Source organism: Cupriavidus pampae (assembly GCF_914271485.1).
Lineage (GTDB): Bacteria > Pseudomonadota > Gammaproteobacteria > Burkholderiales > Burkholderiaceae > Cupriavidus > Cupriavidus pampae.
In genome coordinates this window covers 91403-104466 of the sequence record NZ_CAJZAG010000001.1, presented here as the reverse complement: position 1 = coordinate 104466, position 13064 = coordinate 91403, and the positions used below count along the sequence as shown (strand labels likewise).

General features: G+C 65.0%; 12 protein-coding genes. 8 read left to right on the top strand and 4 right to left on the bottom strand.

The window, feature by feature from the left end; all coding sequences use genetic code 11:
* The first annotated feature begins 10 nt into the window (after positions 1-10).
* From LDO41_RS00535 to LDO41_RS00510, 6 genes are all read left to right on the top strand, one after another.
* Positions 11-466: a RidA family protein gene (locus tag LDO41_RS00535; RefSeq protein WP_223980502.1), complete on the top strand. Its 456-nt coding sequence runs from the start codon at positions 11-13 to the stop codon at positions 464-466.
* Between the two features lie 47 nt (positions 467-513).
* A complete protein-coding gene (locus LDO41_RS00530) occupies positions 514-1701 on the top strand; it encodes an aminotransferase-like domain-containing protein (RefSeq protein ID WP_223980500.1) in 1188 nt (395 codons plus the stop codon).
* A gap of 56 nt (positions 1702-1757) precedes the next feature.
* Positions 1758-2402 carry a glutathione S-transferase family protein gene (locus LDO41_RS00525; protein ID WP_223982300.1) on the top strand — a complete coding sequence of 215 codons (645 nt, stop codon included), beginning with the start codon at positions 1758-1760 and terminating at the stop codon, positions 2400-2402.
* A gap of 277 nt (positions 2403-2679) precedes the next feature.
* Positions 2680-4356 carry an L-lactate permease gene (locus LDO41_RS00520; RefSeq protein WP_223980497.1) on the top strand — a complete coding sequence of 559 codons (1677 nt, stop codon included), beginning with the start codon at positions 2680-2682 and terminating at the stop codon, positions 4354-4356.
* Between the two features lie 193 nt (positions 4357-4549).
* Entirely contained in the window at positions 4550-5275 is a 726-nt protein-coding gene (locus tag LDO41_RS00515) for a DUF1120 domain-containing protein (RefSeq protein WP_223980495.1), read from the top strand.
* Positions 5276-5334: 59 nt separating this feature from the next.
* The gene (locus tag LDO41_RS00510; RefSeq protein WP_223980493.1) at positions 5335-5724 is read left to right on the top strand and encodes a hypothetical protein; all 390 of its coding nucleotides are present in this window, start codon (positions 5335-5337) and stop codon (positions 5722-5724) included.
* A gap of 22 nt (positions 5725-5746) precedes the next feature.
* Here the strand turns inward: LDO41_RS00510 and LDO41_RS00505 are convergent, their stop codons facing one another.
* Together LDO41_RS00505 and LDO41_RS00500 are read right to left on the bottom strand one after the other, a co-directional pair.
* Positions 5747-6163, bottom strand: coding sequence for a response regulator (locus LDO41_RS00505; RefSeq protein WP_223980491.1), 417 nt, complete (start codon positions 6161-6163; stop codon positions 5747-5749).
* 270 nt (positions 6164-6433) lie between these two features.
* Complete coding sequence (locus LDO41_RS00500) at positions 6434-8044, bottom strand: DUF342 domain-containing protein (RefSeq protein ID WP_223980488.1); 1611 nt, start codon at positions 8042-8044, stop codon at positions 6434-6436.
* A gap of 260 nt (positions 8045-8304) precedes the next feature.
* Between LDO41_RS00500 and LDO41_RS00495 the strand changes: the two genes are divergently transcribed.
* Complete coding sequence (locus tag LDO41_RS00495) at positions 8305-9198, top strand: class I SAM-dependent methyltransferase (RefSeq protein WP_223980486.1); 894 nt, start codon at positions 8305-8307, stop codon at positions 9196-9198.
* A gap of 16 nt (positions 9199-9214) precedes the next feature.
* Here LDO41_RS00495 and LDO41_RS00490 read toward each other — a convergent pair whose 3' ends face one another.
* On the bottom strand, positions 9215-9799 hold the full coding sequence (locus LDO41_RS00490) for a DUF1415 domain-containing protein (RefSeq protein ID WP_223980484.1): 585 nt from the start codon (positions 9797-9799) through the stop codon (positions 9215-9217).
* 76 nt (positions 9800-9875) lie between these two features.
* On the opposite strand from LDO41_RS00490, the gene LDO41_RS00485 reads away from it, so the two are divergent.
* Positions 9876-11147 (top strand): TIGR03862 family flavoprotein, encoded by a 1272-nt coding sequence (locus tag LDO41_RS00485; RefSeq protein ID WP_223980482.1) that lies wholly within the window; start codon positions 9876-9878, stop codon positions 11145-11147.
* A gap of 9 nt (positions 11148-11156) precedes the next feature.
* On the opposite strand, the gene LDO41_RS00480 is transcribed toward LDO41_RS00485, so the two are convergent.
* Positions 11157-12776 (bottom strand): NAD(P)/FAD-dependent oxidoreductase, encoded by a 1620-nt coding sequence (locus LDO41_RS00480; protein WP_223980480.1) that lies wholly within the window; start codon positions 12774-12776, stop codon positions 11157-11159.
* Positions 12777-13064 lie beyond the last annotated feature (288 nt).

The window sequence follows — 13064 nt, the reverse complement described above, 5'->3', positions numbered from 1 at the left end:
AGGAGAATGCATGTCCGTCTATGACACCCTTTCGCGCCTCGGCGTGGAACTGCCCACCGCCGGCGCACCGGCCGCCGCCTACGTAATGGCCGCGCAGACCGGCAACACGGTCTTCCTGTCGGGCCATATCGCCAAGAAGGACGGCAAGCCCTGGGTTGGCAAGCTCGGCAAGGACGTCGATACCGAAACCGGCAAGGCCGCCGCGCGCGCGATCGCGATCGACCTGCTCGCCACCCTGCATGGCCATGTTGGCGACCTGAACCGCGTCACGCGCATCGTCAAGGTGATGAGCCTGGTCAACTCCACGCTGGAGTTCACCGAGCAGCATCTGGTCACCAACGGCTGCTCGGAGTTCCTCGTCGAAGTGTTCGGCGAGAAGGGCAAGCATGCGCGCAGCGCGTTCGGCGTGGCACAGATTCCGCTCGGCGCATGCGTCGAGATCGAAATGATTGTCGAAGTGCAATAACGTAGCACCCTCACACGATTCACCCCCACGACCAATAGAGACACATCATGAAATGGGCTATCTCCCGCCGGGCACAGCAACTGACCAGCTCGGCCATCCGCGAAATCCTCAAGGTCACCGAGCGTCCGGAAGTCATTTCCTTCGCCGGCGGCCTGCCCTCTCCGGCGTCGTTCCCGGTAGCGGCAATGGAAGCCGCGGTAGCCCGTGTATTCGCCGATAATCCGCAGGCCGCGCTGCAGTACGCCTCGACCGAAGGCTACCTGCCGCTGCGCGAGTTCGTGGCGAAGCGCTACAACGTGGGGGTGGAGCGCGTGCTGATCACCACCGGCTCGCAGCAGGCGCTCGACCTGATCGCGAAGGTCATGATCGATCCGGGCAGCCCGGTGCTGGTGGAAACGCCGAGCTACCTGGGCGCACTGCAGGCCTTCTCGCTGTTCGAACCCGAGTTCGTATCGATGCCGACCGACGAGCGCGGCCTGCTGCCCGATGCGCTCACGCCGGAACTGACCGCTGGCGCGCGCTTCCTGTACGCGCTGCCGAACTTCCAGAACCCGACCGGCCGCCGCCTGCCGCTCGAGCGCCGCCAGGCACTGGTCGCGCGCGCGAAGGAACTGGATCTCCTTATCGTCGAAGACGATCCGTACGGTGAACTCAGCTACACCGGCGACCACTTGCCGACACTGCTGTCGATGAATCCCGATGGCGTGATCTACATGGGCTCGTTCTCGAAGATCCTCGCACCCGGCCTGCGCCTCGGCTTCGTCATCGCTCCGCCGGACCTGCATTTCAAGCTGTGCCAGGCCAAGCAGGCCTCGGACCTGCACACGCCGAGCTTCACGCAACGCCTTGCGTACGAGACCGTGCGCGATGGCCTGCTCGAGCGCCATATCCCGACCATCCGCGACCTCTACGGCAAGCAGTGCGAGTTCATGCTCGATGCGCTGACGCGCCATATGCCCGCGGGTGTCACGTGGAATCGTCCCGAAGGCGGCATGTTCATCTGGGTCGAGCTGCCCGAAGGTCTGGACAGCATGAAGATCCTCGAGGAAGCCGTGCGCCGCAACGTGGCCTACGTGCCGGGTGCGCCGTTCTACGCGGGCGCCCCGCGCAAGAACACGCTGCGCCTCGCGTTCGTGACGGTCTCGCAGGAACGGATCGAGCAAGGCGTGACGATCCTCGGCGAGCTGTTCCGCGAAGCGATCGCCAACGCCGCACCGCAGGTACGCGCGGCCTGAGGATCTCGCACATGTCACGATCGGACCTCGCAACCGACGATGGCCAGGGCCAGGGGATGCTGCGCATCTGGGGCCGGCTGTCGTCGATCAACGTCCAGAAGGTGGTCTGGTGCGCGCGTGAACTCCATCTGGACCACGAACGCATCGATATCGGCCATGTGCGCGGCGAGCTCGATACGGAAGCCTACGTCCGGCTCAATCCGAATCGCCTGATCCCCGTGATCGAAGACTTCCGCGGCACCGACGTCGGTGGTGAGCCGTTCGTGCTGTGGGAGTCGAACGCCATCGTGCGCTATCTGTGCGCGCGCTATGGCGAAGGCACGTTATGGCCGGCCGACGTCAAGGCGCGTGCCTCCGCCGATCGCTGGATGGACTGGCAGACCACCGCCTTCAGTCCCGCGATGGGCCCGGCCTTTCTGAACCTCGTGCGCGCGCCGGCCGAAGCGCGAGACGAAGCCGTCATCGCAGCCTCGTGCGCCCGCACGGAGCCGCTCGCGGCCATGCTCGATGCCGCGCTCGAAGGCAAGGATTTCATCGGCGGCGATCGCTTCACGATGGCCGATATCTCGCTCGCCTGCGCCGCGCATCGCTGGTTCGGCACGCCGGTGCCGCATGCGGAGCGTCCCCACCTCGAGCGCTGGCTCGCCGCCATGCGCGCCCGTCCCGCAGCCACCGGCATCCTCGAACTGCCGCTGAAGTAATCCCTCGCCAACCTGCACCACTGAAATTCGAACGCGCGTTTGAGGAGTACCCTCGCGTAGGGTCCCCGGACGGGCGTCGCGCTGCCCTCACCCCCCGAGCAAACCCTGTTCCCTGAATCCGTTTCACGAAGTCGATGACGGGAATTTGGGTAGCGCGCGACAGCCCGCTCCTTAAAATCCGACATTTGCCATACAAGCGGCGGTCGCCGCACGTGGCAGAACGGTTGCACGAGCCCATAGAGGCAAGGCGGCCGCCTACACCAGAGGAGGAGTCATCGTGTGGAGTCAAGTCTATGACCCGCTAGGCAATATGGCGCTGTCGACCATTGCCGCGGCGGTCCCTGTTGCCGTGTTGCTCGCGGCGCTCGCATTTTTCCATCTGCAGGCTCACTTCGCCGCCGGCCTTGCGCTGATCGTCGGCATCGTGGTGGCCGCGTTCGTGTTTGGCATGCCCGTCGAGATGGCCGGTAAGGCGGCCGGGTTCGGTATCGTGGCCGGGTTGTTCCCGATCGGCTGGATCGTGCTGAACATCATCTTCCTGCACCGGCTAACTACCTTGAACGGGTCATTCAAGGTGTTACAGAACTCGATCTCGGGCATTACCGAAGATCGCCGGCTGCAATTGCTGATGGTCGCCTTCAGCTTTGGTGCGTTCTTCGAGGGCGCGGCTGGCTTCGGCACGCCCGTCGCGGTGACCGGCGCCATCCTGATCGGCCTCGGCTTCTCGCCGCTGGCAGCCTCGGGCCTTGCGCTCATCGCCAATACGGCGCCCGTGGCCTTCGGCGCGCTGGGCGCACCGATCATCGGTCTGTCGTCGGTGACCGGCATCGACCAGCTCCAGCTGTCCGCGATGATCGGCCGCCAGTTGCCGTTCTTCTCGGTGCTGGTGCCGTTCTGGCTGATCTGGGCGTTCGCGGGCTTCCGCGGCATGCTGGCAATCTGGCCCGCGATTCTCGTGGCCGGCGTCAGCTTCGCGATTCCGCAGTTCCTGGTGTCGAACTTCCATGGCCCGTGGCTGGTGGACGTGATCTCCGCGCTGATCTCGATGGCCTGCCTCGCCGGCTTCCTCAAGATCTGGCAACCGAAGGAGATCTGGACTTCGACCCGGATCCTCGGCCGTCACGACGACTCGAAGATCGACAATCCGGAAGCCATTGCCGCGGATGCCAAAGCCAGCGCGGCCTCGGCCGGCATCTCGGTCGTCAAGGCATGGATGCCGTGGATCATCCTTACCGTTTTCGTATTTGTATGGGGTATCCCGGAATTCAAGAAGGCGGTCGATGCGCTGTGGCAGTGGAAATTTCCGATTCCGGGCCTCGACAAGTCGATCATCAAGGGCCCGCCCGTGGTGCCGAAGGAAATCGCGGAAGGCGCCGTGTTCACGTTCAACGTGCTGTCGATGGCCGGTACCGGCATTCTGGTTTCGGCGATCGTCGGCGGCCTGCTGATGGGCTATTCGGTACCGCGACTGCTCAAGGAATACTGGGAGACCATCAAGCTCACGCGCTACTCGTTGCTGACGATCTGCGCGATGTTCGGCATCGGCTATCTCACGCGTTACTCGGGCCTGGACGCGACGCTTGGCCTCGCGTTCGCGCAGACCGGCGTGTTCTACCCGCTGTTCGGCACCATGCTGGGCTGGCTCGGCGTGGCGCTGACCGGATCCGACACGGCGTCCAACGTGCTGTTCGGCGGTCTGCAGAAGACCACCGCGGAACAGCTGGGTCTGTCGCCGATTCTGATGGCCTCGGCCAACAGCTCGGGTGGCGTGATGGGCAAGATGATCGATGCGCAGTCGATCGTGGTCGCGTCTACCGCGACCAAGTGGTACGGGCACGAAGGCGACATCCTGCGCTACGTGTTCTTCCACTCCATCGTGCTGGCGATTCTGGTCGGACTTTTCGTAACGCTGCAGGCCTACGTGCCGCCGTTCACGCACATGGTCGTTAAGTGATTTTGCACTTGCCGCCTCGCGCACGCGCGAGGCGAACCTTCGATGCCGCCTTGGTTTGCGCCAGGCGGCATTTTTGTTTGTGCAGTATCTGAAGTTTGTTTTAAAGAAACAGCGATTCATTGCGGCGGCATCGGCGACGAGAATCAAGGCGTCCTCCGTCAATCGCCATCCACGCTTCCGCCCCCGCACAATCATGAACACGCGCTTAACCACTCTCCGGCCAGCTCATGGCCGCTTTGCCTGCTTGCCTCTCGCCCGCTTCGTCGTCACCGCTTCCGCCGCGTTGTGCCTGGTGCCGCTGGGCGCGCACGCGGCGCAATCCGCGGACCTCACGGTCAAAGGCATGATTCGTCCGGCGGCATGCAATGCCGATCTGTCCGGCGGCGCAACCGCCGATTTTGGTGTCATCTCGGCGCGCGCGCTGAGCGCCACAACCCCCACCGTGCTGCCCGCGCGGATCGTCACGCTGACCATTACCTGCAACCCGGGTGCAAAGGTTGCCATCACCACCACCGACAATCGTTCCGGCACCGTCAATGACGCCGCCAGCGCCGCACTGATCGGCACGCCGGGCTATACGTTCGGTGTGGGCGAGGTGGGCGGCAAGAACATCGGCGCCTATTCGCTCATGCTGGGCACCAATGCCGGCGTTCAGGCCACGGCCGATGGCCGCAACGTGACGGCCATCTATTCGCAGGACGGCGGCAACGCGTGGATCAGTTCATTACAGGGGCCCGCGCAGCCGGGAGTACGACTGCATGGCTGCGCAGCCCCGGGCGAGAGTCTGCCGGGCACGTTCAATCTGATCACGCAGCCGATCAAGGTCACGCTCGCACTGGGCAAAACCGGCGATCTGCCCGACCTGAGCCAGGATGTGCCGATCGACGGTCTGGCGACCATCTCGCTCAAGTACCTGTAGGGGCGTTGCTGCTACCATGCCGGGCTGATGGCAAACAACCCTGCCCGAGGAGCCCCGCAGTGAAGATCAGATTGGCGCTGGCCGCAACGGCCTGCCTGTTGGCCGCGGCATGCAGCACGACGACACCGCCGCCGCCCCCACCGGCCGCGACGAATATCACGCGCCAGATGTCGACGTGGGACATGTCCACCGAGTACACGGTGGAATACGTCGCCGATGGTTTTATGCTGACGATGAACTACCGCTATCCGGATTTCGTGCTGCGCCGGAGCACTGCGGAAACGCGCTGCCGATCCGTGGCTACGAGTATCGCCGACAGTCTCGCGGAACGGCGTCAGCGGCCGATCGCCGTGCCCGCCGCGCAACAGATCCAGACCGTGACCCAGAGGAAGTGGACCGGCGCGATGGCGACCTGCGCCGCCGTCGCGCACGTGACATGGCGTCAGTAGCCGACGCCATCGAGGCTGACGCTTACTGGTGCTGGACCGATTGCCATGTGTGCCGGCCCGGCAGCGGCATCGGCAGGTAGTCGTCCTCGAGCATGTTGCGGATGGCCGCTTCCATGCGCTCGATCGCGGCGGACTTCGGCAGGTGCTCCGCCACGCCGCAGTTCTGCAGCGACGACGGTACACGCAGCCACATGTTGTCCGACAGCAGCAGAATGCGAGCGTTCGGCAGGGCCTGATGGAGACGGCGCAGCAGGTACCAGTTGTCGGTGGCATCCTCGGACATGCCGAAGATGACCAGTGCATCGTCCGAGCTATGCGCGAGGCTCAGCACGGCATTGGGCTCCAGGCTCCGCACGGCACCCACGCCAGGCATGCGTTCCAGCATGCGTTGCATGCCCAGGCGCACCAGCGGATGCGCTTCGATGACGATGGTCGACATGTTTGATCTCCCCGTTTTGTTTGTCTGTCGGAAGAGATATCGCAAACCCCGTGCCAGCCGCATTGCCACTTTTCGGCACTGGCACACGCATGCCGATGGCGCGGTGCCATCGCCCGCAAACCCTTGTGATCTACCGGTCTTGATCGTTTCCATGGCGCGCTCGCCGCGCGCGCGACGGGTGCCACGAGATGGCCATCCGCGCGCGCGTTACGTTACGACTGACGTAACGTGTCACCGCGCCCGTAACGTGACTGCCGTTGATGCGCCGCGTCAATTCACCTGAATGCGATCGTCGACCACGCGCACCTGGCCACCGGACTTGTCTTCCATGACCTTGAGCACCTTGTGACCCACCTGTAGCGTCACGCCGCCGTGAATGCGGCGGCCGGCCACGATCACCGCATCGGCGGCAGGCTTCATCTGCTCGGTCATGCGCGCGATCTCGGCTTCGAGTTCGAACAGGTCGCGGCTGATCTTGTGCATCGTCGCGCGCGCCTTCTCGCGAACCTCGCCGGTGGCACGTTCCGGATGCTTGGCGAAGAACGCCACGAGCTGCTGCAGCTTGGCCTGGTCATCGAGCACCTTGCGCCGCTGCGCCTCCAGCGCGGTGCGTTGCTCGTCGGCGAAGGGGTTGAGCCCCACCTGCACCGTCGTCGCGGTGCCGGCCGGCGCGCCCAGCGTGGCCACGCTGACGGTGGTCATCGCACGCGTGCGGCCACCGCTGATGCTGCCCTGGCTGGTGGGCGTACCCACCACCACGCGCTCGCCGGCGGAGACATCGCTCTGGCGAATGCCGCTTTCCACGATCACTTCGGTCACGGCCTCGACGATCGCGTTCTGGATATAGCGCGCATGCACGGCGCCCTTGCTGCGCACGCTCGCGATGTCGTCGCTGTCGCCATGCGCGGTCTCGGCCTTGCCGATGATGCCGCCCTTGACGATTACGTCGCCACCCGCCTCGACGTGCGCGGCCTCGATGGTGCCGTTGACCACCACATCGCCGGTCACCTTGACGGACATGCCGGTCCGCACATCGCCGGACACGCGCAGCGAGCCATCGAAGGTCACGTTGCCCGAATGCAGGTCCACCGCTTCCACATCGACGACCGGGCTCACGGTCACGCCGCGCGGCGTGACCTTTGGCGAGCCCGCGATGACGGCGAGCAGCAGATTTGGATCATTAGGGTCGGCGGCCACGCCGGTCAGGTCGTCGGCGAACGTGACGTCTTCCACCACCTCCGCCGCGATCGGCTTGCCGAACAGGTCTACGCCATCACGACCCTGCATGGCGGGCGTGCGGCGCATCAGCGCGGTACCGGGATTGACCAGCAGCAGACTGCCAAGGTCGCGCAGGTCGAAGTGGCCGTCGTCTTCGTCCAGCTGCGCGGGCTTGCGCGGCTGCACCATGCTCGCGAACACGGCCGGCGTGCCCGCCACCGGCGCGGTGCCGCGCGCGATCTCCAGGTTCTCGCAGGTGCCCGTCGCGAGCGCTTTCGTGATGGCCGGCATATCGAGCGGCGCGACAATCTGCAGCGAAGTAATGGCCGCGCGGATATCCTCGAGTTCGATCGGCTTGCCGCCTTCGGGCGCTACCAGTGTGAGCCGCAGCGCCAGCTTGTCGTCGGCAACCTCGAGTTCGAACTCGCCATCGTGCAGCGCGCCGATGACGGCGTCGATCTCATGCTCGGCGAGCTGACATTGCGTCAGGAACGCGTTCACCGCGTCGGCATCGAGCCGCGCGTCCTTCCAGCCCTGGGCTTCGAGACTCTCCTGTAGCGCGGCACGATCGGGTGGCATGCGATCCGCCACCGGCGCGAAACACGCGCGCACCTGCTCGCCAGGCTGACTCAATTCCAGACGCAAACCCCCGTCGGCAATCATGTGTCCCCGCTTCTCTTTCCGGCCATGCCTGCGACGGTGCGGCCTGTCGGCCCATGACCCTTCCGCTGGGATCCACCTTGTCGCGGGCTAATAGTTGTCTTCGATCTTTGAACAACGGCGCGCGTCAGGTGAACTTGAGCCTACAAAGTGGGGATTTACATTTAAATGCACTATTGCGCACATATGATCGGGGTTGCATGGGAAGCCAGCCCGCAGGACGGGAGTTCGGTAAACTGTCGGCCTTGCTTTCCCGCCTCGCCATGCCAGCCAAATCCCCCAAGCCCGCCAAAACCACTACCGCATCTGCCGCCTCCGCGCAGACGGATCCCAACGATATCCGTCCGGGCCAGTCCCTCGAGCTGCTCAAGGCGCTGCACATCCTGACGCGCGACGGCAAGATGAACCAGGACAGCCGCCGCAAGCTCAAGCAGGTCTATCACCTGTTCCAGTTCATCGAGCCGCTGCTGCAGGACGTCAAGGACGCGCGCGGCAGCCTGTCGCTGGTCGATCACGGCGCCGGCAAGTCGTATCTGGGCTTTATCCTCTACGACCTGTTCTTCAAGGCGTTGCAGGACGACTCGCATATCTTCGGTATCGAGACGCGTGAGGAACTCGTCGCCACATCGCAGGAACTCGCGCAGCGACTCGGGTTCGGCGGAATGTCATTCCTCAACCTGTCGGTAGCGGATTCCATCACCTCACCCGCGCTGCCGGAGACGGTGGATGTCGTCACCGCGCTGCACGCGTGCAATACGGCCACTGACGATGCGATTCGCTTCGCGCTCGCCAAGCAGGCGCGGCATATCGTGCTGGTCCCTTGCTGCCAGGCCGAAGTGGCCGCGGTGCTGCGCAAGAACAAGGGCGTGCAGCTGGCCGGCAATCCGCTTACGGAAATCTGGCGGCATCCGATCCATACGCGCGAGTTCGGCAGTCAGGTGACCAACGTGCTGCGCTGCCTGCAATTGGAAGCGCACGGCTATCAGGTCAGCGTGACCGAGCTTGTGGGCTGGGAGCACTCGATGAAGAACGAGTTGATCATCGCGCAATACAAGGATCTGCCGCGCCGCCGCCCTGCCGAGCGGCTCGAGAACGTGCTGGACACGCTCGGCCTGCAGGAAATGCGCGAGCGCTTCTTTACCGCGCCTCAGGTCTGAATTTCAGCGCTGATCGTCAGGTCTGATCGTCACCGGCCATCCACTTGCGCCAGCCTTCCAGGCCGAGCTTCCGCATGGTGGCCTCGTTGCGCTCGTAGATATCCGCCGCATCCGGAAAAGCTTCCACGGCGCGCTCGATACTGTCCTCGCGCAGCAGATGCAGGATCGGCCACGGTGAGCGGTTGGTGAAGTTCTCGATATCGTCGGGCTCGGTGCCTTCGAACTGGTATTGCGGATGGAAGCTGGCAATCTGCAGCACGCCGTCGAGCCGCAGGCTTTGCAGCAGGCTCTCCGACAGATAGAGGAAATCGTTGTAGGCGAGGAAGTCCTGCAACACATCGGGCAGAATCAGCAGCGTGGTGTCGGTCTGCTCCGGATCGGCTTCCGCGAGCCAGCGCAGTTCGCGCTCGAGGTCGTCGATCAACGCGCCTTCATCGGTGGCGCGGCTCACCACGTAGCGCACCTGATCCTTGACGTGCACGCTCTTGGCGAACGGACACAGGTTCAGACCGATGACCGCGCGCGTGAGCCAGTGGCGCGTGGCCTCGATGAGCTGGGCATCGCGTTGTGCATCTGACGGGTTTGAGGCTTGTGAGGACATGGTGAGCAGCACGACAAAACGCCATTCTACTGACCAACGCCTATAATCGGGCGGCCCTCAAATCACGCAGCCCTCCATGTCGTTTGCCGCTCCTCACACCCTTCCCGATCATGACCACGCCGATGCCATCGTGATCGGTGGCGGCCCGGCCGGCTTGATGGCTGCCGAAATGCTGGCGGCAGAGGGCCTGCGTGTGGATGTGTACGACGCCATGCCGTCGGTCGGCCGCAAGTTCCTGATGGCCGGCAAGGGCGGCATGAACCTCACCCATGCGGAAGCCGCGGAAGCGTTCCTGGGCCGCTATGGCAGCCGCGCCGACAGCATCGCGCCGTGGCTCGCCACGTTCGGCGCACAGTCGTTGCGCGAGTGGGTGCACGCGCATGGCATCGACACGTTCGTCGGCAGCTCGGGCCGCGTCTTTCCTACCGACATGAAAGCCGCGCCACTGCTGCGTGCATGGCTGCATCGGCTGCGTGAGTCCGGCGTGCGCTTTCATATGCGTCACCGCTGGCTGGGTTTCGATACCGCTGACAATGGACTGCACGCGCTGCGCTTTGCCACCGCCGCGGGTGAAACCACCGTTCATGCACGCGCGGTGGTGCTTGCGCTCGGTGGCGGCAGTTGGGCGCGTCTCGGTTCCGATGGCGCATGGGTGCCGATGCTTGCTACACACGGCGTCGACGTGGCACCGCTGCGGCCCGCGAACTGCGGCTTCGAGATTGCATGGAGCGAAGTGTTTCGCGCGCGGCATGCGGGCGAGCCGGTGAAGTCGGTGACGATGTCGCTGACGGCAGGCGATGGCACGCCATTGCAGCGCGTCGGCGAGTTCGTGATCAGCGAATTCGGCATCGAAGGCAGCCTCGTGTACGCATTGTCCGCGCCGATCCGCGATCGCATCGAAGCCGAGGGTCACGTCATGGTCGAACTCGACCTCGCGCCGGGACGCTCGGCGGAGTATGTCGCGCAGGAGATCGGCCGTCCGCGCGGCTCGCGTTCGGTCTCGAGCCATCTGCAAAGCCGTCTCGGCATTACCGGCGTCAAGGCCGGCCTGCTGCGCGAAGTATTGTCGAAGGAAGCGATGCACGATCCCGCCGCGCTGGCAGCCGCCATCAAGGCGTTGCCGTTGCGACTGGAACGCGCGCGGCCGATTGATGAAGTCATCAGCTCGGCCGGCGGCGTGCGCCTGGAGGCGATGAACGATCGCCTGATGCTGGCGGCATTGCCCGGCGTGTTCTGCGCCGGAGAAATGCTCGACTGGGAAGCGCCGACCGGCGGCTATCTGCTGACGGCCTGCTTCGCCAGCGGCCGCGTGGCCGGCATGGGCGCGGCGGACTACCTCAATACCTGAAGCGATGCATTACGTGCCGTTGGCAATCGCCAGCGCCACCGCTTCCGCCACCTCGATGCCATCGATCGCCGCGGAGTAGATGCCGCCCGCATAGCCGGCACCTTCGCCGGCCGGATACAGGCCCTTCACGTTGATGCTCTGATAGCTGTCGTCGCGGCGAATCCGCAGTGGCGACGACGTGCGCGTCTCTACGCCAGTCAGCACCGCATCGTGCATGGCAAAGCCAGCGACCTTCTTGTCGATCTCGGGCAGCGCCTCGCGAATCGCGTCGATCACGTAATCGGGCAGCGCCGTGCTGAGGTCGGTCGGCGTCACGCCGGGTTTGTACGACGGTTCCACCGAGCCCAGCGATGTCGACGGCTGCCGCGCGAGGAAGTCGCCCACCAGCTGCGCCGGCGCGCGATAGTCGCTGCCACCCAGCTCGAACGCACGCTCTTCCCACTTGCGCTGGAACGCGATGCCCGCCAGCGGGCCGCCCGGAAAATCGCGCTCTGGCGTAATGCCCACCACGATGCCCGCGTTGGCGTTGCGCTCGGCACGGTAATACTGGCTCATGCCATTGGTCACCAGACGCCCCGGCTCCGATGCCGCCGCCACCACGGTGCCACCCGGGCACATGCAGAAGCTGTAGACCGCGCGGCCGTTGCTGCAGTGATGCACGACCTTGTAGTCGGCCGCGCCGAGCAGCTTGTTGCCCGCGAACTTGCCAAAGCGGCTGCGGTTGATCATGCCCTGCGGGTGTTCGATGCGGAAGCCGAGCGAGAACGGCTTGGCCTCCATGAACACGCCACGCTCGTGCAGCACCTCGAACGTATCGCGCGCGCTATGGCCCACAGCCAGCACCACGTGCTCGCACGGCAGGTAATCGCCGCTGGACAGCTTGAGTCCGCGCAGTTTGCCGTTGTCGATATCGAAGTCCTCGACGCGCGTCTCGAAGCGAATCTCGGCGCCCAGCTCGAGCATCTCCGCGCGCATCTTCTCGACCATGCTGACCAGACGGAACGTGCCGATATGCGGCCGCGCCTTGTACAGGATGTCCTCGGGCGCGCCCGCGCGCACGAACTCCTCGAGCACCTTGCGGCCCAGGTGCTTCGGATCCTTGATCTGGCTGTACAGCTTGCCGTCGGAGAATGTGCCCGCGCCGCCTTCGCCGAACTGCACGTTCGACTCGGGGTTCAGCACATTCTTGCGCCACAGCCCGAACGTGTCCTTGGTGCGCTCGCGCACTTCCTTGCCGCGCTCGAGAATGATCGGCCGGAACCCCATCTGCGCGAGGATCAGCCCCGCCAGCAGTCCGCACGGCCCCAGCCCGATCACCACCGGTCGCGATGCGGTGCCCCCCGCGGGCGCCTGCGTCACGAAGCGGTAGGTCATGTCGGGCGTGATGCTCCAGTTCGGCTTGCCGGCCATGCGGCGTACCGCGGCGGCCTCGTCCGCCACCTCGATATCGATGATGTAGGTGAGCTTGATATCGGAACGCTTGCGCGCATCGTGCGCGCGGCGAAACACGGTGAATCCGACGAGACCGTCGTGCCTGACGCCGATCTGCGCGAGCGCGGCGCGCACGGCGGCGTCGAGCGCGCCCTCGTCATGGTCGAGCGGGAGTTTTAATTCGCTGAGTCGTAGCATGGGGACCTGATGAAACTTCGGCCTGTGTGTCTGGTGGCCAGGAGTTACCCGGCAGGAGTCCAGAACGGCCAAGGCGCGATTTTATCAGCCAGCTCCACCACGGATGCGGTGCCGGACGAATCAATCGCACCGAGGCCGGCCCCACGGCCGCGATCGTGACCCAGCCGCCATCCGCGGCGACCTCGGTCGCGCCCTCCGCCAATCGCAGATGCGCCCGCACCAGGGTCCCGCTCAACCATGCCGGCGCCCCGGCCAGGGTGACGCGTCCGGCCGCCACGTGTAGCACTG